The following is a 24,238-nucleotide window of genomic DNA, read 5'->3' as shown; positions in this document are numbered from 1 at the left end:
CGGTTCAAGCGTCAGGCTCGGCCCCGTCGCGCCGCCTTGCCTTCTCCACCATCGCGATGAGGCGGTCGCCCATCATCTGCGGGATCACGCGCTGGGCCGAGCGGTCGACGGCGGCGGAGAGCGCGGACATGACCAGCGGGTGCAGTCGGGAGATCACGTCGGCGTAGTGCGGCAACTCGTCGCCGCTGGGGAGCCAGTCGGGACCCTTGGGGTCGAGCACGTACTGGCGGACCATGCCGACCAGCAGGGCGGTGATGCGATCGGTCTCGGTCTGCAACTCCGCGGCCAGGCGGAGGGCCTCGGCCAGCGGGACGCCCAGGGTGACCAGCTCGCGGCCCGCCTCCAGCAGCTTGGGGCTCGGGGCGACGAAGTGGGCGCCGTGGCGCTCCAGCACGTGCAGCTCAAGCGCCCTGCGGATGGCGGCGGGGGTGATCTGGGCGCCGAACATGCGCACGAGGTCGGCCATGCGCACGATGGCGGGCTGCTCGTGCGACCAGGCCGCGCCGGTGGCCTCCTCCAGCCCCAGGACGTCGGCCAGCGAGTGCCCGGCCTGCCAGGCGTCCAGCATCTCCTTGATCTGGGCGAAGGCGTAGCCGCGTTCGAGCATGGCCAGGATCAGCCGCAGCCGGGCGAGGTGGGCGTCGCTGTAGATCGCGGTGCGGCCGCGGCGCACGGGCGGCGGCAGCAGCTCCCGGTCCTGGTACACGCGCACATTGCGCACCGAGGTGCCCGCCGCCCGGGCCAGGTCGTCGATCCGGTATTCCGCCACCACGGCAGCTTAGAGTGCCGGTCCGATTGCCGGTTGGATATCCACAGTGGACTCTTGTGGGCAATCGCCTACTCGTGCGTCAAGTTCCGAAAAGGACCAACAGGTCTGTTCTGCGGCGCATGCTCGCGATCCCGTTTCCGGTGGTGAAAACCGCTGCCGCTAACGGGGTCCGACCGCGATCATTGCGCCGATCGGACTCGGCGCGGCGCGCCGAAAGGACGCTGACCGCGGCCCGGTTTCCGTGGTATGCGCCGGTCCGCCGCGCCACCTCCACAGCGGACCGGACGACCCGACGGCGCGCGAAACCCTTCTGTAGCCGCCGGATCACTGCCCGTGCATGGTGCCCCCGACCGGATTCGAACCGGCACTCAACCCCTTTTAAGGGGGCTGCCTCTGCCTGTTGGGCTACGGGGGCAGCCGCAGCCTAAGGCGCGATAGCGCAGCTCGGGATGGGTTTCCGCGGTTTCCCTCCGGCTGGCCCAGTCGCTTTGAGCCGTTTGCCGTCAGCCCTTGGACACCCGAGCGAACTCCGCCTTGGGGTCGTTGATCTGCCCCATGGAGATCACCTCGCGCCGGAAAAGGCCGCCCGTTAACCAGTCCAGGGTGATCCGGACCTTGCGGTTGAACGTCGGCATGGCCTTCACATGGTACGCGCGGTGCATCGACCAGGCGATGAAGCCCTTGGCCTTGAAGTTCATGATGTCGCCGACGCCCTTGTGCAGGCCGAGGCTGGCGACGGAGCCGAGGTTCTTGTGGAAGTAGTCCTTGGGCTCGCCGCCGCGCATGGCCTTGACGATGTTCTTGGCCAGCAGGCGGGCCTGCCGGACGGCGTTCTGGGCGTTGGGCGCGCAGATCGCGGTCGGGTCGTCGGGCGTGCGGGACAGGTCCGGCACGGCGGCGCAGTCACCGGCGGTCCAGGCGTCGGTCAGGCCCTCGACGCGCATCGACGCGCTCGCCCTGAGCCTGCCCTGCTTGGTCAGCGGGAGGTCGGACGCGGCCAGGACCGGGTTGGACTTGACGCCCGCGGTCCACACGATGGTGTCGCTGTCGAACTCGGTGCCGTCGGAGAGCACCACGTGCCCGTTCTCGAACGACTTGGCGAGAGTGGACAGGTACACCTCGATGCCGCGCTTCTCCAGCTGCATGACGGTGTAGACGCCCAGGCTCTCGCGCACCTCGGGCAGCACGCGCCCGGCCGCCTCGACGAGCACGAAGCGCAGGTCGTCCGGCGAGATGTTCTTGTAGTACTGGGTCGCGAAGCGGGCCATGTCCTCCAGCTCGCCCAGGGCCTCGATGCCCGCGAACCCGCCGCCGACGAAGGTGAAGGTCAGCAGCTTGCGGCGCAGGTCGGGGTCGAGCGTGCTGTCGGCCTGATCCAGTTTGGTCAGCACGTGGTTGCGCAGGTAGATGGCCTCGCCGATGGTCTTGAACGCCACGCCGCACTCGGCCAGGCCGGGGATGGGCAGCAGCCGGGCCACCGAGCCCAGGGCGACGACGAGGATGTCGTAGCCCAGCTCCTCGAGGTGGCCGTCGGGCGCCTCCATGGTGACGACCTTGCGGGCGTGCTCGATCTTGCTGGCGCGGGCGGTGATGACGTGGCAGCGCTTCAGGGTGCGGCGCAGCGGGACGACGACGTGCCTGGGCTCGATGGCGCCAGCGGCGGCCTCGGGCAGGAACGGCTGGTAGGTCATGTGCGGCTGCGGGTCGACCACGGTGACCGAAGCCTCGCCGGAGCGCAGCTTGCGCTGGAGCCCCAGGGCCGTGTAAAGCCCGACATAACCGCCACCCAGGATGAGGATTCGGGTCGGCTCCGACTTTGTTCGCGCCATACCTGCAATGGTGGCACTGGTTTAGGGCGCCCGCGAGGCGCCCCCACGTTGGTGTGACGGGAGTCGCGCGGGACGTTTCCGCAGGTGTGACGGGGATCGCCGTCACCTGCGGGATCGTTCAAGAAGTATTACCGCCAGTGCCATCGCCGCGCTGGAGAGTAATGCGACCAATTCGACGGCGGGCGGCGTCGGGCCGGTCGGGAGAAAAGTCGCGACTATCACAATGAGACCCACCGCGAGTTGGATCGCGGCCGCTCTGCGCAGCGGCGCGACCAGCGCGGAGCCGTGCACCCGGGCCCCGCGCGGCAGCACAGCGGCGATGCCGGAGGACAGGTGCAGGGCGTGGGTCAGCGGGATCAGCGCGAGCAGCGCGGGCGAGAACGGGGCGGGCGCGCCGACGGCCACGGCGACGGCGGCCAGCACGATCAACAGCAGCGCCACCGGCGACGCGGGCAGCAGCACGCAGAGCACGGCGAGGACGGCGGCGGTCCAGCCGACGAGACCGGCGACGTCGGCCAGGACCAGGTCGACGACGATGCCCGCCGCGGCCGCGCCCACGGCGGCGCGCACCCACAGCGCGGAGACGCCGCGGCCGACGTCGAGGGCGTCGCTCACCTGCGCCTCCCGATCCGGCGCAGGGCCGCGGTGACCTCGTCGGCCACCGGGACGCCGTGGGCGAGCAGCGCGGCCCGGCGGGCGCGGTGCTCGGTGAGCACGACGCGCCGGACGACGTCGCCCCACTCGGTCTCCGGGTCCGGGCGCAGGTCCTTCGGCAGGACGTCGAGGACGACGATCGCGGCGCCGTGCCGGGCCGCGCCGATGACGCAGTCGACGATGGCGTCGTCCAGCAGCGGGGTCAGGACCACCACGACGGCGCCTGCGGGGACGGCCCGCAGGACCGGGCGCGGCGCCCACCCCGCCGACCGCGCGCACGCGACGAGCTGGTGGCGGATGCGCAGCAGGTGCCGGTGGCCGACGCCCGGGGGCAGGCCGAGCTGGGGCCTGCCGAGGTCGACGAGCCCGACGCGGTCGCCCTGGCGCAGGTAGCCCGCGGCGAGCCCGACGATGGCGCGCACGGCGGTGTCCAGGCTGCCGCCCGGTCGCACGCCCTCCGGGCCGATGGACCAGTCGGCCAGCTCGGCGCCGACGTCCACGCGCGAGTCGAGCGCGAGCACCAGGTCGGCGTCGGCCTCGGCGTGCCGCTCGCGGACGTGCAGCGTGCCGAGGGGCAGGCCGGTGGCCGCGCCCGCCCGCAGCGTGACCCGCCAGTCGATCCGGCGGACCCGGTCGCCGAGCTGGAACGGGCGCACGGCCCGCAACTCGGTCCCGTCCCCCGGCCGGGGCGCGCGGTGCACCCCGACCAGCCCGGCGACGCGCGGCGGCAACGGCCCCGGCGGCACCGGCTCGGCGACGGGCAACACGGTCCGCCGCCCCTCGGGCCCGGTGACGGGCCCGCTGATGAGCAGCGCGTCCCGGCCTGCGGCCAGGTGGTCGGGCCGCAGGTCGACCCCCTCGCCCCAGGCGTCCCACCGCAGGCGGGAGGCGTAGTGGGCGGCACGCGGCAGCAGGTGCACCGGCCCAGGCCCCGGCGCGTCCGGCCCCGGCAACCGCACGGCGATGAACTCGACCCCAGGCCCAGCGTCGACCTCGACGGCGAGGCTCGCACTCCCCCCGGAGTCAACGGTCCGCGGCACCCGCCCCGCCCGCACGGTCGGCACCCGCCCCACGGGCACGACAAGCGCCACCACGGTTCCTATGAGCAACGGAGCCCCGACCAACACCAGATCGACCCGATGCAGGACGACCCCCGCGGTGACCAGCCCGACCCCACCGACGGCCCCACGGAACAGGGCGTCGGTCCCCCGCCACCCCACCCCCCGAACCGCCTGCCGAGCACGCACCCAGTCAAGGACCCGGTTACTCACCGCCCACCACCCCCGACCGGTGGGCAGGCCGGGTACGCAGCAGGTCGCCGACGGAGGTGCTGGCGCACATGGATCGCCCGCCCTGCACGCCCGCCCCAACCCTCACCAGCCGAACCCGGGGTGATCGGTGGACTTGGGGTAGGCAAGCAGCTCGGCAGCCACCGCGACCGGGGCGCGCGGTCACCGAGTGCTGGACAGGCCCAGGACGGCGGCAAGCAGGGCGGCGGTGGCGTGGTGGGCCGGCGCACAACCACTCGCCGACCACCTGACCCGCATGCCCCGGTTCTAGGCCCCACTCCCCTACCGACCACCACCCGCCACCCCGATCACCGGATGACCGGTGGACCAAGGACAACGGCAAGCAGATCAGCGACGACACGAGCCCCGGGCGCCAGCGCCCGCCAGCCACCTGACCCAGCCGCCCCGAACCCAGGACGTAACCCCGCACCAGCCGAACCCGACCACCAGCCGATCGACGCACCGGATTTAGGCAAGCAGGACGACCGCCCGAGCCGGGATGCGCAGGCGTCGCATGCCAGCGCCCGCCGACCACCTGACCCGCCCACCCCGAAACCAAGGCGCGACCCCTCACTGACCGCACCAGCCGAACCCGGCCACCAGCCGATCGGCGGACCGGATTTGGGCAAGCAAAGCGACCGCCTGAGGCGGGGTGCGCGGGCGTCGGGTGCCAGCGCCGACCGACCACCTGACCTTCCCACTCCGAAACCAGGGGGCGACCCAGCACCGACCACGCCAACCGAATCCGGGCAGCGGGTGGTCGGCGGACCGGACGTAGGTGGGCAAGGCGAGCGTCTGAGGCGGGGTGCGCGGTCGCTGAAGGGCCGGGGCGGTGGTGGGCAGGCTTGTGGTCGTGTGGTGGGCCGGGGTGCCGGTGGTCGCGGAGCGGGCGGTGGGGACCCGGCGAGGTGGGGGTGGGTTTCGTTCTGGCGGCGCTGCCCATCCGGGGGCTGCGGCACGTCAAGCCGTGCGAGGCGGGGTGGTTCGTCGGCCGTTTCCGCCTGGCGGGGGCCGCGCGGGGGGTGGTCACCGGGAGCTGGGGGGACCGGGGACGGTGGCGAGGAGGTCGGTGACGACCTGGGTGGCGGTCGTGCCGGTGCTCCACGTCTCCGCGCTCAGCGTCAGGCGGTGGGCCAGGGCCGGGACCGCGCACTCCTTGACGTCCTCCGGCAGGACGTACCCGCGGCCGTCCAGCACCGCCAAGGCGCGGGCCACCAGCAGCAGCGCCTGCGACCCGCGCGGGGACGCGCCCACCTCGACCGCCGGGTGGGTGCGGGTGGCCCGGGCCAGGTCGACGCAGTAGCGGAGGACGTCGTCGTCGACGGGGACCTGCTCGATGCCCTTCTGGAGGTTCAGCAGGGCCTCGGTGTCGACCACGCGCTCGACGACCGCGTCCTCGGACTGGCGGGACAGGCGCCTGCGGAGGACCTCGACCTCCTCATCGGCAGGCGGGTAGCCGATGTCCAGCCGCAGCAGGAACCGGTCGAGCTGGGCCTCGGGCAGGGGATAGGTGCCCTCGTACTCGACGGGGTTCGCGGTGGCCAGGACGTGGAACGGGCGGGGCAGCGGGAACGTGCGGCCCTCGACGGTGACCTGCCGCTCCTGCATGGCCTCCAGCAGCGCCGACTGGGTCTTCGGCGGCGTGCGGTTGATCTCGTCGGCGAGCAGGAGGCCGGTGAACACCGGGCCCGCGCGGAAGGTGAACTCGCGCTCGACCGGGTCGAACAGGAACGAGCCCGTCAGGTCGGCGGGCTGCTGGTCGGGCGTGCACTGCACGCGCGCGAAGTCCAGGCCGAGAGCGGCGGCCAGACCGCGGGCCAGCAGCGTCTTGCCGAGCCCGGGGACGTCCTCCAGCAGCACGTGGCCGCCCGCGAGCACCGCGGCCAGCGCCAGCCGCACCGTGCGCTCGCGGCCCACCACCGCGGTCCCGACGGCGGCGCGGACCCGCGCCCCAGCATCCGCGATGTCCACAATGGACGACGTCACGCTTCCTCCAGTCGGTCGAGCAGCGCCGACAACCGTTGTGGGGTCGGCGGCGCGTCGGTCACGAGCAGGGTGTGCTCGGGGCCCAGCAGGGATCGCACCCTCGGGTCGTCTACATCGGACACGTCCGGCCAGCGCTCGCGCAGCCGGGTGAGGACGAGCCTGCGCAGCCTCGGCTGCACGCGGCTGAGGAACCGGTCGCGGTCGGCGGCGGCCTCGGCGAGGCGGGCGGCGAGGGTGGCCGCCTGCAACTCGGCGGGCGCCGACGGGGCGTCCGGCACGGGTGTCCACAGTGGCTCAAGCGGGCCGGACAGCCGCGCGCCGAGCGCGGTCAGCGCCGCGGCGGGGAGCGCCAGCGCCACCGCCCAGAACACCGGCACGCCGCCGGGCCACGCCGCCACCACGACCACGGCGACCCCGGCCATGACCGACGACAGCACAACGCGGACCGTGCTCATGCCAGCGTTTCCTCGACGCGCGCCAACGCCACGCGGGCCGCGGTCGCGTCCTCCGCCGTGGCCTCGCCCGCGAAGCGCGCCCGGTGGTAGCGCGAGCGCAGGTCGGCGAGGGCCGCGGGGTCGACGGAATGACCGGCGAGCACCCGCGCGGTGAACTCCGACGGGGTCTCCGCGGGCTCACGGCGGGTGCCGCAGGCCGCGGCGGCGTCCTCCAGGACGAGCCACGCCGCGATCACCGCGTCGCCGGGCGGGCCGCCCGTGCGCGCGGCCACGTCCGCCATCCCCGCGCGGACAGCCGTGCGCAGCGCCTGCGCCTGCTCGTCGACCGTCGGCTGGGCCGCCCGCACGGGCGTGGAGGCGCGGCGGCGCCTGCGGGATCCGCGCATGCCGAAGGAGGCCAGCACGCCCACCGCGCCGATCAGCACCAGGACACCGATCACGGCGAGCAGCAGGCCGACCCCCACCCCGCCGATCAGATCGATGGCGGAGTCGACTTCCCCGGCAGGCCCCGACTCGGTGGGGACCGGCCGTTCCGGGGGCTCGACGACCCGCACCGCGCCCGGCTCGACCGGGATGGCCGAGCCGCCGCGGGCGGCGACCAGGGCGACCGCGAACAACGCGGCCACGGCGAGCGCGACGCGGGCGTGGGGCGTCCACGCCGTCGTGCGGCCTTCCCTGGATGCGGGACCCGACATGGCACGCAGCATGCCACGCGCGGGGTGGTGCGCGGGTGGTGCTCAGGACACGGCGGCTGCCTTCACGTAGGCGACGAAGCACGCGCCGACGGCTGGGGAAATGTCCAGAATTTGGCCGGGATTCTTCGAGTCGCGTATGCGGACCCGGCCCGCGGCGGCGCGCAGTTCGACGCAGTCGTTATTCACACTCCGCCTGCTCCGACGCCATTCGCTTCTGACAGCGGACACCGCTCCCCCTATCGAGGTGAGATCTAGCCATAACCGCGCCGATTATTCCGGGTGCGCAGGAAAGGCAGAATCCGCTGCCCGGGTGCGGATGATCGGCCGTATGTCGGATGCGAGCAGTGGTCACTCTGCGTCAGCTTCGGCCACGACGAGCACCGATCCGGACCCGACACCGAGCCAACCAGGTGAAACCCCGGCGGCGCACGTGCTAGGTTCCCACCTGCCGTGTTGCGAACCGCCACATGGCTACTCGCCGTCAATCATTCAGCCGCACGGATGATCACCAGTTAGGCTGAGATCCGCTCCCCACTCAGCGGAGGTCACTATGGCCCGTGGAAGGCAGCCCGATCCCAAGGTCCAGCGCCGACGCCTCGGCGACACGCTCCGTGTCGAACGCGAGCGCGTCGGCCTCACCCAGGCGGAGGCCGCGCGCGCGGTCGACTGGTCGCTCTCCAAGCTGCTGCGCATCGAAAACGCGTCCGTCGGCATCTCCACCTCGGACACCAAGGCATTGCTCGCCGTCTACGGCACCGCCGACGACGTGGCCGAACAGCTGCTCGTCATGGCCAGGGAGTCCCGCAGGCCGTCCTGGTACGCCAAATACCGCAAGGTGCTCAGTCCGGAATACCAGACGCTGCTGTCCTACGAGGATTCCGCGATCGCCATCCGGCACGTGCACCCGTACCTGGTCCCCGGCCTGCTGCAGACCCCCGGCTACGCCCGCGCCCTGCTCGGCGCGGCGCATGAGGGCGAGAAGCTCGACGCGCTGATCGCCGCCCGGGTCGACCGGCAGGCCATCCTGCACGAGGACCCCGGCCCGGAGCTGTCCTTCCTGATCGACGAGGGCGCGCTGCACCGGATGGTCGGCGGGCCGCAGGTCATGCGCGAGCAGCTGCGCCACCTGCGGCACCTGTCGGACAAGCGCAACATCGACATCCGCGTGATCCCCTATGACGCCGGCGTCCACCGGGGGCTATGGGGCCCGTTCGTGACCATGCTGCTGGACGGCGGCTCGGTGATCGTCTACGTGGAGAACGCGGGCGCGGACTACATCGTCCGGGACGGCTCGCCGCGCATCGATGAGTTCGCGGAGCGGCTGTCGGCCACCGCGGAGGTCGCGCTCAGCGCGAGCCAGACCAAGGACTTCCTTGAGGACCGCATCGCGCACCTGGTGGCCAAGCCCATCGGCCCCCGCTGGACCCGCGCGCGCTGATCAGGGCCGGGAACGCGGCATGGCCCGCGGCGCGCGCGCCGCGGGCCTGGTCCGCCGGGGGGCCGCCCGCCTGCGCACGCAGGCAGCACGGGGGGCGCGGGCGCCGAGCAGGGGTTCGGCGGCGGCGCCGACGCCCATCGCGGCGCCGAGGCCCACCAGCATGGACGGCAACCATCCGAAACCGCCAAGCCGGTGCACCGCCAATGCCGACAGAACGGCGGCAATTGCGCTCCAGACGCCGACCACGGCGAGCCCCAATGCCATTCCGGCTCGCGCACGCGTCACATTGCCGATCGTCCCACAAGTTCGACGGACAGGTCCAGTGCGCACCATTCCCACAACCGGGCGGTTGGTTTCGGCAATTATTTGACTAAATCTCAGATACCGGCGGCGTCCCGCGCGCCGGCCAGCACCGCCTCGACCATCGCGGGAGTCAGTTTGCCGGTGAAGGTGTTCTGCTGGCTGACGTGGAAGCAGCCGAACACCTTCAGCGGCGGCCCGCCGTCGCGGGCGTCGAGGGTGTACTGGACGCCGTGGCCGAACCTCGGGCGCGGCACCGGGACGTGCCAGGCCACCGTGAGCAGCGGCAGCAGCGCCTGCCAGCCGAACGCTCCGAGGACCACGACCGCGCGCAGGGTCGGCCGCAGCAGGGCCAGCTCCTGCTTCAGCCACGCGCCGCAGGTGTCGCGCTCCTCCGGCGTCGGCTTGTTGGCGGGCGGCGCGCACTTGACCGGCGCGGTGATGCGGGTGCCGATCAGGGTCAGGCCGTCGTCGATGTGCGTGGCCGTCGGCTGCGACGCCAGGCCGACGGCGTGCATCGCGGCGTACAGCACGTCACCGGAGCGGTCGCCGGTGAACATGCGACCGGTGCGGTTCGCGCCGTGCGCGGCGGGCGCCAGGCCGACGACGGCCAGCTTGGCGTCCGCAGGCCCGAACCCGGGAACCGGGCGGCCCCAGTAGGTCTCGTCCCGGAACGCCGCGCGCTTGACCCGCGCTACCTCCTCGCGCCAGGCGACCAGCCGGGGGCAGGCCCGGCAGTCGACGACCTGCCGGTCGAGATCCGCCATGGACATGTTTCGACGCTACCTCCCGGAAGAGCACGTAATGTCGGCGGCATGCCATCCAGTGACACCCACGACGAAACCGTCACGCCGACCAAGCCCGACGCCACCGCGCCGGAGCCCGCCGACGACCTGGTGACCACCCAGCACGTGCTGGCCGCCGGGCGCCGGAAGCTGAAGTACACCGCCACCACCGGGCGGATCGTGCTCCGGCAGGAGGTGACGACCGACGGCAAGTTCACCGGCCACGTCCCGAAGGCGTCGGTGTTCCTGACCGCCTACACCCTCGACGACGCCGAGCCCGCGACCCGCCCGGTGACCTTCGCGTTCAACGGCGGCCCCGGCTCGTCCAGCACCTGGCTGCACCTGGGCGTGCTCGGCCCCCGCCGGGTGGTCTCCGGCGACGCGGGCGCGCTGGCCGCCCCGCCGTACGCGCTGGCCGACAACCCCGAGTCCCTGCTGGCGCACAGCGACCTGGTGTTCATCGACCCGATGTCGACCGGCTACACCCGCCCGGTCGACGGCGAGGGCGCGCAGGACCACCTGGGCTTCACCGGGGACCTGGAGTGCGTCGGCGAGGTCATCCGGCTCTGGACGACCCGCAACGGGCGCTGGCTCTCGCCCAAGTTCCTCGCAGGCGAGTCCTACGGCACGACCCGCGCGGGCGGCCTGGCGCTGCACCTGCAGCAGCGCCACGGGATGTACCTAAACGGGCTGATGCTGATCTCGTCGGTGCTGGACTTCGGCACGCTGAACTTCAAGGAGGGCAACGACCTGCCCTACGCGCTGTTCCTGCCGACATACGCGGCGATCGCGCACTACCACGGCCTGCACGGCAAGCGCCCGCTCAAGGACGTCCTCGCCGAGGCGGAGGAGTTCGCGGCCAAGGACTACCCGTGGGCGCTGGCCCAGGGCAGCAGGCTCTCCTCGGCCGAGCGCGCGTCCGCCGTCGAGCGGGTGGCGAGGCTGACGGGCCTGTCCGCCGACTACATCGACCGCGTGGACCTGCGGATCGAGCACATGCGGTTCTTCGCGGAGCTGCTGCGCCCGTCGCGGCGCACGGTCGGGCGGCTCGACGGCCGCTTCACCGGCTGGGAGTCCGACTACGGCCGCGAGCTGAGCGTCGACGACCCGTCCGCGACCGCGATCACCGGCGCGTACACCGCGGCGATCAACCACTACCTGCGCGCGGAACTGGGCTACACCAACGATCTCGCGTACGAGGTGCTCAGCGTCGACGCGCACAAGGCGTGGTCCTACAAGGACTTCGAGAACTCGCACGTGACCGTCACCGACCGCCTGTCGAAGGCGATGCGCGGCAACCCGCACCTGAAGGTGCACGTCGCGTCGGGCTACACCGATGGCGCCACCCCGTACTTCGCCACCGAGCACACCATCGCGCATCTGTCCATTCCGGACGAACTGCGCGGCAACATCGAGGTGAAGTACTACCCGGCAGGCCACATGATGTACGTCCACGAGCCGTCGCGGGTGCAGCAGTCCAAGGACCTCGCCGCGTTCGTGAAGTCCGCCTCCTAGAGCAGGGACAGCGCGATCCCGTCGAGGATGTCGTGTTCGGACACCACCAGGTCCGCGACCGGGGTCTCGGCGAACAGCCGCCGCGCCAGCGCACGCAGGACGACCGCGCCGCCGCCGATCACGTCCACCCGGCCGGGGTGGATGACCGGGTCGGCGGCGCGTTCGTCGTGCGTCGCGGTCAGCAGCGACTCGGTGAGCTCGGCGATCTGGGCGGCGGACAGCCGCGACAGGTGGACGGCGTCGGAGTCGTACTCGTCCAGTTTGAGCGCGATGGCGCCGAGCGTGGTCACCGTGCCCGCGACACCGACCCACGTGCGCGCGCGGCCGACGGGCACGGCGGCGAAGGCGGGGGCCAGGATCTCCTCGGCCAGCGCGTCGGCGGCGGCGACCTCGGCGGCGGTCGGCGGGTCCGAGCGCAGGGCGCGCTCGGTGATGCGCACGCAGCCGATGTCGACCGAGCGGGCGGCCTCGACCTCGGCGCGCACGCCGTCCCAGCCGCCCAGGACCAGTTCGGTAGAGCCGCCGCCGATGTCGACGACCAGGAACGGGCCGTCATCGGGCTCCAGGCCCGCCACCGCGCCGGTGAACGAGAGCGCTGCCTCCTCGTCGCCGCTGATGACCTCGGCGGGCGCGCCCAGCAGCTCGGCGGTCATGCCGAAGAACTCGTCGCGGTTGGCGGCGTCGCGGGTGGCCGAGGTGGCGACCATGCGGACCTTCTCGGCGCCCTTGCGGCGCAGGATGGCGGCGTAGTCGGCGAGGGCGGCGCGGGTGCGGGCCAGGGCCTCCGGGGCCAGCACGCCGGTGGCGTCCACGCCCTGGCCGAGCCGCACGATCCGCATCTCCCGGTGCACGTCGCGCAGCCAGTGCGTGCCGTCGCCGCGGTCGGTGGCGTCGGCCACCAGCAGCCTGATGGAGTTCGTTCCGCAGTCGATCGCCGCCACACGGGTCATGGCGGCAGCTTAGAAGAAAACGCCCCGGACGCGTGGTCGGCGTCCGGGGCGTGGCTTCCGCGCTTACAGCGGCGTGGACGAGGTGGCCGAGGTCGGCGTCGGGGACGTCGTGGTGGTGCTCTGGGCCTCGTCCGTCCCCTCCGGCGCGCACGGGTCCTCGACGGGCGTCGTGGTCGTGGTCGGCGTCGTCGGGGCGGTGGTCGTCGGGGTCGGCGTCTCGCACGAGGGGCTCGTGGTCGTCGTCGTGGTCGTCGTCGGCGACGTGGTGGTCGTCGTGGTGGTGGTCGGCGACGTGGTCCTGGTCGGGCGGCTGGGGTTGACGGGCGGGCGGGTCTCCCGGCTGGGCGGCACGGTCGTCGTCGTGGGCGGCGTCGTGGTGGGCCTGGTCGTCGGGCTGCCCGTCGTGGGCGGCGGGACCTGGCCGGAGTCGGAGTTCGACGGCGGGTTCGTCGGCTGCGGGATGTCCCGCACGGGGACCGGGGCCAGCGGCGTGACGCCCTTGCCGTACGCGTTCGACCAGAGGATCACCGTGCGGACGTAGCTGTCGGAGTGGTTGTAGCGGAAGATGGCCGTGGCCAGCTGCTTCGGGTCCGACAGGTCCATCCCGCCCGAGCACAGGTACTTGCCCGCGCCGAGGGTGGCGTCGTAGATGTTGTTCGGGTCGGACACGCCGTCGCCGTTGCCGTCGGAGGCGTAGCCCGCCCAGGTCGACGGGATGAACTGCATCGGGCCGACCGCGTGGTCCCAGACGGTGTTGCCGTCGTAGCGGCCGCCGTCGGTGTCGGCGATGGCCGCGACCGGGCCCGCGCCGTTGAGCTCGGGGCCGAGGATGCGGCCGATGGTGTCGCCCTTGGCGTCGGCGCGCCCGCCGCGGGCGTGGCCGGACTCGATGCGGCCGATGCTGGCCAGCAGCGGCCACTTGAGGTTGCAGTTCGGCGTGGTCGCGGCGAGGGTCTGCGCGGCGCGCATGTACGCGCTGAGCATGTTGCCGGGGATGCCCAGCGGGCCGCTCGGGTAGCCCGCCGTCGGGCCGCCGGTCAGCGCCAGCAGGTCCGGCTTGTCGGCCAGCTCCAGGATCTTCGGGCCGATCCGGTCGTTCTCCGGCTTGGAGCCGTCGGCGCCGAGGGTGCCGGGGTCGTCGAGGCCGCCGCCGAGCGCTCCGCCCGGGTTACCCGCGAGCGCGACGTCGTCGCCGGGCTCCAGCCACGGGGCGGGCTCACCCGCCACCGCGACGGGGACCAGCAGCATCGCGCCCGCGGCGGCGACGGCGCTGCGGCGCCTGCCCCGCTCGCGACCCCTGCGGTGCCGTCCGCCCTGCTTCCCACTCACGATGGTTGACCCGCCCCTCGTGTCGAACGCCACCCGTGAGGCCGATCGCCCTCGGGTGACCCAACGTGTCCGGCCACCTACCATGCCTCATCCGTGGCCGAGAGTCACCGAATCTGGGGAAAATCTCAGGGAGCACGCCCAAAGGTCTGTTCCCAGTTGCCCTTCTGGACGGTTCCTTGTCACCTAATGCGCAGTTGTCGCCGATTCGTCGGAACCGGCGGTAGCCACGCAGTCACCGGCGGGCCACTCGCCCGCGAGCCAGGCGATGGCCTCGTCGCCGAACGGGTTGACCCCCGGCCCCTTGGCCAGGGCGTGGGCGACGTGCACGTGCAGGCACTTGACCCGGGTGGGCATGCCGCCCGCCGTCACGTCGGTGCCCAGCGGCTCGATCGCGTCGCGTTCGGCCAGGTAGGACTCGTGGGCGGCCCGGTAGGCGGCGGCCAGCGCGGCGTCGGCGGCCAGCCGCTCGGTCATCTCCCGCATGAGCCCGGTCGTCTCCAGCGTGCTGACCAGGGAGTTCAGCCGGGGGCACGTGAGGTAGTACAGCGTGGGGAACGGGGTGCCGTCGGGCAGCCGCGGGCTGGTCTGGATGACGTTGGGGTGCCCGCTCGGGCAGCGGGCGGCGACGGCCCGCACCCCGCGCGGAGTCCGGCCCAGCTGCTCGGCGACGACGGCGATATCGGCTTCGGCGATCATCCCGCCATCGACTCCCACAGCTCCTGGTACCACGCCTGGTCGGGGAGCGGCGTGCGCTCCTGGTCCGGCTGCCCCTCGCTGGGCAGTTCCACCATGTACGGGGTCTCCCCCGGCATCACGAACCGCAGCCGGGCGCGGGCCTCGGCCTTGATCTGCTCCGGGTCGGCCAGCTCCGCGCGCCTGCGCTCCAGCTGGTCGACCTGCGCGCGCAGCTCGGCCTGGCGCTGCTCCTGGATCTCCACCTCGGAACGCTGCGACAGGTAGGTGCGCAGCGGCACGGCGACGCTCAGCGCGAGCGCGCAGACCACGGTCGCCAGGATGGCCGCCCGCCGGGTGGTGGTGACCCCGAAGGGCAGGCTCAGCGCGGCGATGCGCCGGGACAGGCCGCGGACCGGCCCGCGCGCGGCCGTCCGCCGCCCGCGGGTCCGGTCCGGGCCCGCCATCACGCCTCCGCGGAGAACCGGGGGAAGGCGAGGTCGCCCGCGTACCGGGCGGCGTCGCCGAGGGTCTCCTCGATGCGCAGCAGCTGGTTGTACTTCGCCACCCGCTCACTGCGGGCCGGGGCGCCGGTCTTGATCTGGCCGACGCCGGTGGCCACGGCCAGGTCGGCGATGGTGGTGTCCTCGGTCTCGCCGGAGCGGTGGCTCATCATGCTGCGGTAGCCGTAGGAGGTGGCCAGGGTGACCGCGTCCAGCGTCTCCGACAGCGTGCCGATCTGGTTGACCTTGACCAGCAGCGCGTTGGCGGCGCGGCGGGCGATGCCCTCCTCCAGCCGGTCGGGGTTGGTGACGAACAGGTCGTCGCCGACGAGCTGGACGCGCTCGCCGAGGTCGGCGGTCAGGCGCACCCAGCCGTCCCAGTCGTCCTCCGACAGCGGGTCCTCGATCGAGACCAGCGGGTAGGCGTCGACCAGCCCGGCGTAGTAGGCCGACATCTCCTCGGCGGACTTGCGGGCGCCCTCGAAGGTGTAGGCGCCGTCGGAGAAGAACTCGGTGGCGGCCACGTCCAGCGCGAGCGCGATGTCGCGGCCGACGGCGTAGCCCGCCTTCTCGATCGCGGTGATGATCAGGTCGAGCGCCTCGCGGTTGGTGCCCAGGTTCGGCGCGAAGCCGCCCTCGTCGCCGAGGCCGGTGGCCAGGCCCTTGCTCTTGAGGACGGACTTGAGCGAGTGGTAGACCTCCGCGCCCCAGCGCAGCGCCTCGCGGAAGGAGTCGGCGCCGATCGGCGCGATCATGAACTCCTGGATGTCGACGTTGGTGTCGGCGTGCGAGCCGCCGTTGAGGATGTTCAGCATCGGCACCGGCAGCACGTGGGCGTTGGGGCCGCCGAGGTAGCGGAACAGCTCGAGGCCGCTGGACTCCGCCGCCGCCTTGGCCACGGCCAGCGAGACGCCGAGGATGGCGTTGGCGCCCAGGCGCGACTTGTCCGGCGTGCCGTCGAGGTCGACCAGCTTCTGGTCGACGATGCGCTGGTCGACGGCGTCGATCCCGCTCAGCTCGGGGCCGATCTCGTCGAGCACGGCCGTGACGGCCTTCTCCACGCCCTTGCCCAGGTACCGCTTGGGGTCGCCGTCGCGCAGCTCGACCGCCTCGTGCTCACCGGTCGACGCGCCGGAGGGGACGGCGGCGCGGGCCAGCGTTCCGTCGTCGAGCGCCACCTCCACCTCGACGGTGGGGTTGCCGCGGGAATCCAGGATCTCGCGCGCGCCGACCTGCTCGATGACAGCCACGTCCAGCTCCTCACAAAGCGTCCTTCGTGTCGGTTCCGAGCCTAGCGGGACGGCTGTCCGGTCAGTTCCGTGGCACGCCTGTCGCGCCTATCGAAAAAGCGCTGCGTGCGCGTACTGTGAGTGGACCATGACCCAGGACGCCGACCGCACCTTCGCGGCTTTCCGCCAGGCGGAACGGCTGGTGGCCCAGCGCCGCCCGCTGGACGCCCTCGCGGCGCTGGCCCCTGTCCTGGAGGCCGAGCCGAACGCCCCGTCGGTGCACCTGCTGGCGGGCCGGGCCTACCTGGGCTCGGCCCAGCTGCGCCGGGCCGAGGCGGCGTTCCTGCGGGTGCTGGAGCTGGACCCGACCGACCACTACGCCCGCTTCGCCCTGGGGCGGACCCTGCAGCGGCAGAGCCGGTTGGAGGAGGCGCAGACCCAGCTGCGCATCGCGGTCGCCATGAACCCGGCCCCGGAGTACCAGGAGGCCTTCGGCGAGATCTCGGCCCGGCTGGCGGTGGAGCGCGACCGGTAGGCCGGGTCTCCCCGCTTCGCCTACTTGATCTCGGCGGCCTTGCGGGCGTAGGCGTCGGCGCCGCTGAACACGTCGCGGCCGTAGCGCTCGGAGCGGTTGTAGGTCAGCACGGCCTTCCACCAGCCCTCGCCGGTGGCGAGATCGCCGCCGCTGGCGCAGAGGTAGTGCGCGGCGGTGAGGGTGGCGTCGTCGACGTTCTGCGGGTCGGCCGGTGCGCCGTCGGCGTTCGCGCGCAGCGACCAGCGGGCCCAGGTCGAGGGCAGGAACTGCATCGGCCCGACGGCGCGGTCCCAGCGGGTGTCGCCGTCGAGGCGGCCGCCGTCGGTGTCCGGGATGGCCTTCACGCCGGGGGAACCGTCGAGCGGGATGCCGATGATCGGCTTGGACAGGCTGCCGTCGGGGTTGATCCGGGTGCCGTTGTAGCGGCCGTGGTGGGACTCCACGCGGCCGATGCCCGCCAGGGTGGTCCAGGTCAGGTTGCAGCCGGGGGCCGTGCCCCGGATGCGCGACTCGGCGTTGACGTAGGCCACCAGCGTCCGCGCGGGGATGTCGGTGGCCGCGGCGAACCGCTCGGCCCACCCGGCCAGGTCCGGCTGGACCGGGGCGGGACGGCCCTGCGGCGCGGCGGCGCCGGGGTCGACGTCCAGCTGCGGCACCACGAACGCGGGCTGCCGGGGCGCGGCCGCCGGGCGGTCGATCACCTCAAGCACGAAGATCCCGGTGCCCGCGAGCAACACCAGCACGGCCGCCAAGGCCAGTCTGCGCAGCGGTCGGCGGGCCCCGGGCGGGCGGGGCGGATCCGCGGTCAGCATGTCGGCCACGCCACCCAGGCTACGTGCCCGCGCCCCCGGACCGTCCGCCCCCGGGCTGATCAGGGCTTAACTGCCCGCAGGGCGTACATCAGCGGGATGCGGGGCGCGTCGTCGGGCAGGCGGTGCCATGGTCCGACGGTGTTGACCATGCCGTCCCAGCGCTTCCACGGGATCTCCGGCGTCTCGCGCAGCAGGTCGAGGCGCAGGCCCGCGCCGAGCAGGGCGGTGATCACCTCGCCCAGGCCGTGCCGCCACTCGTAGTACTCCGTGGCCTCCGACAGCGGCGGGCCGTCGGTGTAGGTATAGGTGCCGTCGACCCGGATCGGGCCGCGGTCGCCGAGGTAGTCGTCGCGCAGGGTCAGGGACTCGTCCTCGGTCGGGATCAGGCCGAGGGTGTAGAGCACCGGGTGGAACTCCACGAGGTAGAGGAACCCGCCCGGGCGCAGCAGCCCGGCCACCTGCTCGGCCCACAGCGGCAGGTCGGGGACGAAGACGAGCGAGCCCTTGCCGGTGTAGACGACGTCGAAGCGCTCAGGGCCCAGGGCGTCGACGGCGGCCAGCACGTCGCCGTGCACGTAGGTGATCCCGGGGACCGCCCGCGCGGCCTCCAGCGACGCGGCCGACAGGTCCAGCCCGGTGACGCGGGCGCCGCGCTCGGCCAGGGCGCGGGTCTCGCTGCCGATGTGGCACTGCAGGTGCACGACGTCGCGGCCCGCGAGATCGCCGAGGTCGTCCCACTCGTGCGGGGCGAACCACGCCGACGGTTCCTCGGCGTAGAACCGGCTCGCCACGTGGATGGGGACGCGCGCGTCCCAGTTGGCCTCGTTGGCGCGGATCATCGCGGAGAAGTCCATGCCGCCGATCTTGCCGGGGGCGGCGGGGAAAGCCACCCCCGGCACGGTGATCGGCTACAGCGGCGGGATGTCCGGCGGGGTCAGCGCCGGGCGCTCGGCCAGGGTCTCCAGCGCGATGCGCACCGCGGTGTCCAGCTGCGGGTCGCGGCCGGCGGCGTGGTCCTGCGGCGTGATCGGCACCTCGACGTCGGGGTCGACGCCGTGGTTCTCCACGCCCCACTCGTAGCCCTGCATCCACGTGGCGTAGCGCGGCTGGGTGACCATGGTCCCGTCGACCAGCCGGTACCGCATGTCGATGCCGACGACGCCGCCCCAGGTGCGGGTGCCCACGATCGGGCCGATGCCCAGCGCCTTGATCGCGGCGTTGACGATGTCGCCGTCGGAGCCGGAGAACTCGTCGGCGACCGCCACCACCGGGCCGCGCGGCGCGTCGGCCGGGTAGGTCTCCAGGTAGTAGCCGTCGCGGGCGCGGCCCCAGCCGACGATGCGCCGGGCCAGCTTCTCGATGATCAGCTGGGAGAGGTGGCCGCCTCGGTTCTCCCGCAGGTCGACCACGATGCCCTCGCGGCGCATCTCCATCCGCAGGTCGCGGTGGAACTGCGCCCAGCCGCTGGCGATCATGTCCGGCACGTGCAGGTAGCCGACGCGCCCGTCGGACGCGGCGTGCACGTGGGCGCGCCGGTCGGCCACCCACGCCTGGTAGCGCAGCGGCTCGTCGTCCAGCAGCGGCTCGACGACGACGCGGCGCACCGACCCGCCGTCCTTGGGCAGGACCGTCAGCTCGACCGGCTTGCCCGCGGTGCCCACCAGCAGCGGGGCGGGCCCGCGGTCCGGGTCGACGGGACGGCCGTCGACGGCGGTGATCGCGTCGCCCGCGCGCACCGCGACGCCCGGCGCGCGCAGCGGCGAGCGGGCCCGCGGGTCGGAGCTCTCCCCCGGCACGACGCGGGTGATCCGCCACCGGCCGTCGGCGTCACGTTCGAGGTCGGCGCCGAGCAGGCCGAGCCTGCGCTTGTCGTCGGCGCCCGTGCCCGGCGGCATGACGTAGGCGTGCGAGGTGTCCAGCTCGCCCTGGACCTCCCACAGCAGGTCGACGAGGTCGTCGTGCGAGCCGACGGTGTCCACCAGCGGGCGGTACCGGTCGAGCACGCCCGCCCAGTCGACGCCGCCGAGGTCCGCGCGCCAGAAGTGGTCGCGCATGAGGCGGCCGTTCTCGTCGAACATCTGCCGCCACTCGGCCGCCGGGTCCACCCGCACGCGGATGCGGCTGAGGTCGACGCCGATGTTGTCCTCGGAGCGGTCGTCGGAGTCGGACTTGCGGTCGGCGGGGACGACGCGCAGGGAGTTGCCGTCCTTGACGACGAGTCGCTGCCCGTCGCCGCTCGGCCAGACCCGGTCGAAGCCGTCGACCAGGGTGTCGATCTTCAGCTTGGCCAGGTCGAAGCGCTCGAGCACCGAGCGCGGCTCGGCCTCGCCGAGCACGTCGAGGTCGTCGCCGAGGGAGCCGGTGAGCGGGTCGCGCCGCCACAGCACGCCGCCCTTGACCGCCCACAGCCCGGAGAAGCGGGCCGCGGGCACCGGGAAGGCGACCACCCTGTCCTCGATGCCCTCGACGTCGACGCTGGTGCGCGGCGTCTTGTCGTCGTCGTCCTTGTCGTCGTCCTTGCCCTTGTCGTCCTTGTCCTCGCCGAACGGCCTGCCGTCGCGCAGCGGGGCGAACGGCGACGGCGTGGTGGCGGCCAGCGGCACCAGGTAGGGCCGGGTCCCGTTGGCGAAGGACAGGTCGAACACGTGCACGTCGTAGATCGGGTCGAAGCTGCGCGCGGACAGGAACGCGATGTGCTTGCCGTCCGCGGTGAACGCGGGCTCCCAGTCGACGAACCGCAGCGGCGTCACGTCCACGATGGACAGGTCGGCGGTGTTGACCATGCGGATGTGGCGCAGCGGGTCGGGGCCCGGGTGCGACCAGGCCAGCCAGGCCGAGTCCGGGGAGAACACCAGCCCGGTCGGGTCGGACTCGGTGGCCCGCACGACCTCGCGGATGTCGCCGTCCTCGGCGTCGACGAGCAGCAGCCGCCCGTCGTGGGTGGCCAGGCCGACGCGCTTGCCGTCCGGGGAGGTCGCCAGCTCCAGCACCCGGCCCAGCTGCCCGCCGCCCACCCGGCGCGGGGTGTCGCCCGGGTCGACGCCCGAGACCGGGGCGAACTCCAGGGCGTCCTCGCCGTCGACGTCGGTGACCCAGACGACGCGGCCGGTGTCGCCGAGCACGCGGGGCAGCCTGCCCCGCACGCCGTCGGCGACGCCGAGCGCGCGCACCGGGCCGTCGCGGTGGGTCAGCCAGTGGATGGTGCCGCGCACCTCGACCACGCTGGCGCGGCCGGTCTTGTCCGGGCCGACGTCGCCCAGGTGCGGCGCGGGCGAGATCTGCCGGGGCTGGCGCGACACCCGGGGTCCGCCGAGGCGGATGTCGACCGGGCGCGGCTCGGCGTCGAGGCTGTCGTGCAGCCAGATCCGGCCAGCGCGGTGGTAGACGACCCGCTCGCCGTCGGTGCTGGCGTTGCGCGCGTAGAACTGCTCGTGGCTGGAGTGTTTGCGCAGGTCGGAGCCGTCGGGCAGGCACGAGTAGAGGTTGCCGACGCCCTCGTGGTCGGACAGGAACGCCACCCGGCCGCCGACCCACATCGGCGACTGGATGTTGCCGTCCACTTCGGACAGGATGCGGGTGAACCCGCCGCTGCCGTCGGCGTCGACCCACACCTTGCCCGCGGTGCCGCCGCGATAGCGCTTCCAGTGCGCGGGCTCGCGGAAGTAGACGCTGCCGACCACCACGCCGCCGTCGTCGGCGATGTCGACCTCGCTGACGTGGCCGAAGGGCAGCCGGGTCGCGGGGGACCCGTCGGTCGGCACGGCGTAGGCCCACGACCGCGACCGCGACGCCTGGCCGACCGACGAGGTGGCCAGCACGTGCCCGTCCGGCGTCCAGCCGCGCACGGACGTGCGCAGGTCGCCCCAGTAGGTCAGGCGGGTGCTCGGACCGCCGTCGACCGGGGCGAGGTGCACTTCGGGCTCGACGTCGCGCTCACTGCGCCATGCGATGGCCGTTCCGTCGCGGGACAACCGCGGATTGGCCACCGGGACCTGGTCGGCGGACACCCGCCAGGCACGGCCGCCCGCGACGGGCGCCAGCCACACGTCGTCCTCGGCGACGAACGTGATCAGGTCGTGGCGCACATGGGGGAATCTCAGGTAGGCGTCGGTCACCCTGCCAACGTAGTCACCCTCGGCACAGCGCGACGACGATTTGCGGGTGGAGGCGGCTAGAGGACGCTCTTGAGCCCGGCCCACACGTCCACGACGGCGACCGCGGCGGAATCGGTGTTCGAGGCGTACGGCGGGGGCAGGACCTGAGCGGAGGCGTGCGCACCGCTGATCACGGTGAGTGCGGCACAGCAGGCGAAGACAAACAAACGACGCACGGGGAACTCCTATGGACGAGCGGTACGTCCATGGTGCGCTGGCGTTTCCGGAAAAGAATCTGCCAAACGGCCCAGTTCAGGGCCCTGCGTTGTCCCGCTGAGCGAACAATGCGCGCTGTACCAGCGTCGCCCGATTTTAAACATCAAACAGCTGCGATGTTCATCACAGTTATCGGGGCCAGTACGCGCGCCAGTCATCCTCGGTGAGGGTGTCGACGCCCGCCGCGCGGGCGGCGGTCTCGGCGGCGCGGACGTCGGCGGCGAAGGCGCGGGCGACGGCCCGCAGCTCGCCCTCGGGGTCCTGGCCAGCGAGCCTGGCCAGCGCGGCGGTGTCGAACAGCCGGGCGCCGGGGGTGCCGCCGGAGGGCAGCAGGTCGGCGGGCAGGCCCGCGCGGGCCGTGCGCTGGACGAGCTTGGCGGCCAGCGCCAGCGCGGGCTGGCCGAGGGCGACCCCGTCCACACAGGATGCGCGGCGCTTCTCCCGCTGCTTGAGCTCCTCCCAGCGGTGCTCCTGGGTGCGGGCGTCGCGCACGGCGGGGTCGCCGTCGCCGAAGACGTGCGGGTGCCTGCCGACCAGCTTGGCGACCAGGTCGGCGGCGACGTCGTCGACGGTGAACGGGTCGGTCGGGTGCTCCTCGGCGACCCGGGCGTGGAAGAGGACCTGCAGCAGGACGTCGCCGAGTTCCTCGCGCAGCGCGGCGCGGTCGCCGTCGTCGATGGCCTCCAGCAGCTCGTAGCACTCCTCGACCAGGTACTGGCGCAGGGACTCGTGGCTCTGCTCGGCGTCCCACGGGCAGCCGCCCGGGGAGCGCAGCCGGTCCATGACCTCGGCCGCGGCGACCAGGCCGGTGCCCGGGGCCGCGTGCAGCGGGACGCCCTCGGCCAGCAGCGCGGCGGCGGCCGGGTGGGTGAGGTCGTCGGTGAGCAGCACGACCGAGCCGTCGGCGGGGCCGGGCGCGGCCAGCGCGGGGTCGACGCCGCCCACGACCTCCACCCGGGCCGCGGTGCGCAGCAGCGGCACCGCGGAGTCCGGGACGGTCCGGCCGCGCACGAGCACGACCGCGGAGTCGGTCACGGCTTCGCGGTCCCCATCGGCATCACGAACCCGGTGGTCTCCTGCTCGCTGGCGGCCACGCCCATCGCCGCGGTGTCCCACACGCCGTAGCGGGGGCTGATCTTGACGCCGATCTCGTCCACCATCGGCTGCAGGATGCGCGGGCCGAGCGCGGTGGCCAGGCGCGGGTCGTCGGTGGCCGCCGGGTCGGGCTGCGCGTCGGTGCTGCGCTCGCGGATCACCGCGACCACCCACGCGGGGTTCTCCGGGCTGGGCTGGAAGCCCACGACGTTGCCCGGCGGCGTGCCGAACAGCACGGTGCCCGCCAGCTCGCCGACGCCGGTCGCGGTGAAGACCTCGCCCTCGCCTGCCTGGCTGCCCGCGGCGATCTCGGCGCGGACGACCCGTGCTGCCTCTTCGGGGCTCACGGCGAGCCTGCGGGCCATGTCCTCGGCCTTGCCGCGCAGCGACCCGGCGGGCTCGTCCGGTCCGCCGGGGCTGACCAGGACGTAGTCGAAGGTGACCGCCAGCGTCGGCGCGGCCTGCTGGCCGAGCTTGAGCCGGATCAGGTAGCCGCGGGCCAGCTCCGCCGGGTCGAACACCCGGTTGACGGCCTGCTCGACGATGACGTCCGCGGTCGCGCTGCCGTCGGTGGGCAGCGGCTTCAGCGTCTGGGTCACCTGCGCAGCCAGCTGGTTCACCTGGCCGGGGTCGACGGTGACCGAGTGCTTGCGCGCGTAGGCGTCGGTCAGCTCGGTGAGCACGAGCTGGCGCAGGATCGCCCGGGACAGCAGGTCCAGCTTGCGCTGGTCGGCCAGCACCTGGGCGGCGGGCTCGATCTCGACGGCCCGGTCGACCAGTTCCTGCACCCGGTCCACCGGGATGGTCTTCCCACCCACGATGGCCGCGGCGTTGACCTGGCTCGGCCCTGACGAGCAGGCGCTCAGCACCAGCCCGACCACAACCGACAGCAACGCAAGCCCGCGACGGCGGCGAATGACAGTGGTCACAGTGCTGAAGCCTCTCATAAGGGTTCCTCAGCTCGACGGGCACCCGTTCGGGCGAGTTCCGCAGGTGCGGGCGTCCTGATCCGGTGGACGGCGCGGCTC

Annotated in this window: 24 protein-coding genes and 1 tRNA gene; 3 read left to right on the top strand and 22 right to left on the bottom strand. The window is 73.1% G+C overall.

The features are described from left to right. Positions 1 to 4 precede the first annotated feature (4 nt). From Actkin_RS03515 to Actkin_RS03475, 9 genes are all read right to left on the bottom strand, one after another. On the bottom strand, positions 5 to 769 hold the full coding sequence (locus tag Actkin_RS03515; protein ID WP_258905885.1) for a MerR family transcriptional regulator: 765 nt from the start codon (positions 767 to 769) through the stop codon (positions 5 to 7). Positions 770 to 1,107: 338 nt separating this feature from the next. Further along, positions 1,108 to 1,184 (bottom strand) — tRNA-Leu (locus Actkin_RS03510). A gap of 88 nt (positions 1,185 to 1,272) precedes the next feature. Continuing rightward, on the bottom strand, positions 1,273 to 2,598 hold the full coding sequence (locus Actkin_RS03505; RefSeq protein WP_258905884.1) for an NAD(P)/FAD-dependent oxidoreductase: 1,326 nt from the start codon (positions 2,596 to 2,598) through the stop codon (positions 1,273 to 1,275). 102 nt (positions 2,599 to 2,700) lie between these two features. After that, a complete protein-coding gene (locus tag Actkin_RS03500) occupies positions 2,701 to 3,213 on the bottom strand; it encodes a hypothetical protein (protein WP_258905883.1) in 513 nt (170 codons plus the stop codon). After that, positions 3,210 to 4,343, bottom strand: a complete 1,134-nt coding sequence (locus Actkin_RS03495; RefSeq protein ID WP_258905882.1) for a DUF58 domain-containing protein — start codon at positions 4,341 to 4,343, stop codon at positions 3,210 to 3,212. Before Actkin_RS03495 ends, Actkin_RS03500 begins: the two co-directional genes overlap by 4 nt. 1,224 nt (positions 4,344 to 5,567) lie before the next feature. Beyond that, positions 5,568 to 6,527, bottom strand: a complete 960-nt coding sequence (locus Actkin_RS03490) for an AAA family ATPase (protein WP_189208440.1) — start codon at positions 6,525 to 6,527, stop codon at positions 5,568 to 5,570. Next, complete coding sequence (locus Actkin_RS03485) at positions 6,524 to 6,982, bottom strand: hypothetical protein (protein ID WP_258905879.1); 459 nt, start codon at positions 6,980 to 6,982, stop codon at positions 6,524 to 6,526. Before Actkin_RS03485 ends, Actkin_RS03490 begins: the two co-directional genes overlap by 4 nt. After that, positions 6,979 to 7,677, bottom strand: a complete 699-nt coding sequence (locus Actkin_RS03480) for a DUF4129 domain-containing protein (protein ID WP_258905878.1) — start codon at positions 7,675 to 7,677, stop codon at positions 6,979 to 6,981. The genes Actkin_RS03485 and Actkin_RS03480 overlap by 4 nt, the downstream gene beginning before the upstream one ends. Positions 7,678 to 7,719: 42 nt before the next feature. Continuing rightward, entirely contained in the window at positions 7,720 to 7,905 is a 186-nt protein-coding gene (locus Actkin_RS03475; RefSeq protein WP_258905877.1) for a DUF397 domain-containing protein, read from the bottom strand. A gap of 322 nt (positions 7,906 to 8,227) precedes the next feature. Here Actkin_RS03475 and Actkin_RS03470 point away from each other — a divergent pair, with 322 nt between their 5' ends. Further along, positions 8,228 to 9,115, top strand: coding sequence for a helix-turn-helix domain-containing protein (locus tag Actkin_RS03470; protein ID WP_258905876.1), 888 nt, complete (start codon positions 8,228 to 8,230; stop codon positions 9,113 to 9,115). Here Actkin_RS03470 and Actkin_RS03465 read toward each other — a convergent pair whose 3' ends face one another. Together Actkin_RS03465 and Actkin_RS03460 are read right to left on the bottom strand one after the other, a co-directional pair. Next, entirely contained in the window at positions 9,116 to 9,277 is a 162-nt protein-coding gene (locus Actkin_RS03465; RefSeq protein ID WP_189208445.1) for a hypothetical protein, read from the bottom strand. A gap of 215 nt (positions 9,278 to 9,492) precedes the next feature. Further along, a complete protein-coding gene (locus Actkin_RS03460; RefSeq protein ID WP_189208446.1) occupies positions 9,493 to 10,188 on the bottom strand; it encodes a uracil-DNA glycosylase in 696 nt (231 codons plus the stop codon). 42 nt (positions 10,189 to 10,230) lie between these two features. Between Actkin_RS03460 and Actkin_RS03455 the strand changes: the two genes are divergently transcribed. Beyond that, positions 10,231 to 11,715, top strand: coding sequence for a S10 family peptidase (locus tag Actkin_RS03455; protein ID WP_258905875.1), 1,485 nt, complete (start codon positions 10,231 to 10,233; stop codon positions 11,713 to 11,715). On the opposite strand, the gene Actkin_RS03450 is transcribed toward Actkin_RS03455, so the two are convergent. The 5 genes from Actkin_RS03450 to eno all read right to left on the bottom strand — a co-directional run bounded on the left by Actkin_RS03450 (position 11,712) and on the right by eno (position 16,419). Beyond that, positions 11,712 to 12,665 (bottom strand): Ppx/GppA phosphatase family protein, encoded by a 954-nt coding sequence (locus Actkin_RS03450; protein ID WP_258905873.1) that lies wholly within the window; start codon positions 12,663 to 12,665, stop codon positions 11,712 to 11,714. The two genes, Actkin_RS03455 and Actkin_RS03450, sit on opposite strands and share 4 nt — an antisense overlap. Before the next feature lie 63 nt (positions 12,666 to 12,728). Beyond that, on the bottom strand, positions 12,729 to 13,994 hold the full coding sequence (locus tag Actkin_RS03445; RefSeq protein WP_258905871.1) for a lytic transglycosylase domain-containing protein: 1,266 nt from the start codon (positions 13,992 to 13,994) through the stop codon (positions 12,729 to 12,731). A gap of 183 nt (positions 13,995 to 14,177) precedes the next feature. Next, positions 14,178 to 14,690, bottom strand: a complete 513-nt coding sequence (locus Actkin_RS03440; RefSeq protein ID WP_258905870.1) for a DUF501 domain-containing protein — start codon at positions 14,688 to 14,690, stop codon at positions 14,178 to 14,180. Then, complete coding sequence (locus tag Actkin_RS03435; protein WP_189208450.1) at positions 14,687 to 15,133, bottom strand: FtsB family cell division protein; 447 nt, start codon at positions 15,131 to 15,133, stop codon at positions 14,687 to 14,689. Before Actkin_RS03435 ends, Actkin_RS03440 begins: the two co-directional genes overlap by 4 nt. Then, a complete protein-coding gene (gene eno / locus Actkin_RS03430; protein ID WP_189208451.1) occupies positions 15,133 to 16,419 on the bottom strand; it encodes a phosphopyruvate hydratase in 1,287 nt (428 codons plus the stop codon). Before eno ends, Actkin_RS03435 begins: the two co-directional genes overlap by 1 nt. 127 nt (positions 16,420 to 16,546) lie before the next feature. On the opposite strand from eno, the gene Actkin_RS03425 reads away from it, so the two are divergent. Then, positions 16,547 to 16,933, top strand: a complete 387-nt coding sequence (locus Actkin_RS03425) for a tetratricopeptide repeat protein (protein ID WP_189208452.1) — start codon at positions 16,547 to 16,549, stop codon at positions 16,931 to 16,933. 20 nt (positions 16,934 to 16,953) lie between these two features. On the opposite strand, the gene Actkin_RS03420 is transcribed toward Actkin_RS03425, so the two are convergent. The 6 genes from Actkin_RS03420 to Actkin_RS03395 all read right to left on the bottom strand — a co-directional run bounded on the left by Actkin_RS03420 (position 16,954) and on the right by Actkin_RS03395 (position 24,139). After that, complete coding sequence (locus Actkin_RS03420) at positions 16,954 to 17,745, bottom strand: lytic transglycosylase domain-containing protein (protein WP_229786727.1); 792 nt, start codon at positions 17,743 to 17,745, stop codon at positions 16,954 to 16,956. Positions 17,746 to 17,804: 59 nt separating this feature from the next. Beyond that, positions 17,805 to 18,635 carry a class I SAM-dependent methyltransferase gene (locus tag Actkin_RS03415; protein WP_258905869.1) on the bottom strand — a complete coding sequence of 277 codons (831 nt, stop codon included), beginning with the start codon at positions 18,633 to 18,635 and terminating at the stop codon, positions 17,805 to 17,807. Between the two features lie 18 nt (positions 18,636 to 18,653). After that, entirely contained in the window at positions 18,654 to 21,860 is a 3,207-nt protein-coding gene (locus Actkin_RS03410; protein ID WP_258905868.1) for a S41 family peptidase, read from the bottom strand. Between the two features lie 56 nt (positions 21,861 to 21,916). Further along, positions 21,917 to 22,075, bottom strand: a complete 159-nt coding sequence (locus Actkin_RS03405; protein WP_189208455.1) for a hypothetical protein — start codon at positions 22,073 to 22,075, stop codon at positions 21,917 to 21,919. Between the two features lie 169 nt (positions 22,076 to 22,244). Continuing rightward, positions 22,245 to 23,150, bottom strand: coding sequence for a nucleoside triphosphate pyrophosphohydrolase (locus Actkin_RS03400; protein ID WP_189208456.1), 906 nt, complete (start codon positions 23,148 to 23,150; stop codon positions 22,245 to 22,247). Continuing rightward, the gene (locus Actkin_RS03395; protein WP_189208457.1) at positions 23,147 to 24,139 is read right to left on the bottom strand and encodes a SurA N-terminal domain-containing protein; all 993 of its coding nucleotides are present in this window, start codon (positions 24,137 to 24,139) and stop codon (positions 23,147 to 23,149) included. The genes Actkin_RS03400 and Actkin_RS03395 overlap by 4 nt, the downstream gene beginning before the upstream one ends. Positions 24,140 to 24,238 lie beyond the last annotated feature (99 nt).

This window comes from Actinokineospora sp. UTMC 2448, assembly GCF_024760565.1.
GTDB classification, from domain to species: domain Bacteria; phylum Actinomycetota; class Actinomycetes; order Mycobacteriales; family Pseudonocardiaceae; genus Actinokineospora; species Actinokineospora fastidiosa.
The sequence above is the reverse complement of the archived record's forward strand: the minus strand, read 5'-3'. Positions and strand labels throughout refer to the sequence as shown.

What these genes read in the sequence shown, in the direction of transcription:
- Actkin_RS03460 (WP_189208446.1), bottom strand. Translation starts at nt 10,188, where the DNA reads ATGTCCATGGCGGATCTCGACCGGCAGGTCGTCGACTGCCGGGCCTGC.
- Actkin_RS03480 (WP_258905878.1), bottom strand. Translation starts at nt 7,677, where the DNA reads ATGTCGGGTCCCGCATCCAGGGAAGGCCGCACGACGGCGTGGACGCCC.
- Actkin_RS03425 (WP_189208452.1), top strand. Translation starts at nt 16,547, where the DNA reads ATGACCCAGGACGCCGACCGCACCTTCGCGGCTTTCCGCCAGGCGGAA.
- Actkin_RS03435 (WP_189208450.1), bottom strand. Translation starts at nt 15,133, where the DNA reads ATGGCGGGCCCGGACCGGACCCGCGGGCGGCGGACGGCCGCGCGCGGG.
- Actkin_RS03450 (WP_258905873.1), bottom strand. Translation starts at nt 12,665, where the DNA reads ATGACCCGTGTGGCGGCGATCGACTGCGGAACGAACTCCATCAGGCTG.
- Actkin_RS03440 (WP_258905870.1), bottom strand. Translation starts at nt 14,690, where the DNA reads ATGATCGCCGAAGCCGATATCGCCGTCGTCGCCGAGCAGCTGGGCCGG.
- Actkin_RS03470 (WP_258905876.1), top strand. Translation starts at nt 8,228, where the DNA reads ATGGCCCGTGGAAGGCAGCCCGATCCCAAGGTCCAGCGCCGACGCCTC.
- Actkin_RS03485 (WP_258905879.1), bottom strand. Translation starts at nt 6,982, where the DNA reads ATGAGCACGGTCCGCGTTGTGCTGTCGTCGGTCATGGCCGGGGTCGCC.
- Actkin_RS03455 (WP_258905875.1), top strand. Translation starts at nt 10,231, where the DNA reads ATGCCATCCAGTGACACCCACGACGAAACCGTCACGCCGACCAAGCCC.
- Actkin_RS03465 (WP_189208445.1), bottom strand. Translation starts at nt 9,277, where the DNA reads ATGCTGGTGGGCCTCGGCGCCGCGATGGGCGTCGGCGCCGCCGCCGAA.
- Actkin_RS03505 (WP_258905884.1), bottom strand. Translation starts at nt 2,598, where the DNA reads ATGGCGCGAACAAAGTCGGAGCCGACCCGAATCCTCATCCTGGGTGGC.
- Actkin_RS03420 (WP_229786727.1), bottom strand. Translation starts at nt 17,745, where the DNA reads ATGCTGACCGCGGATCCGCCCCGCCCGCCCGGGGCCCGCCGACCGCTG.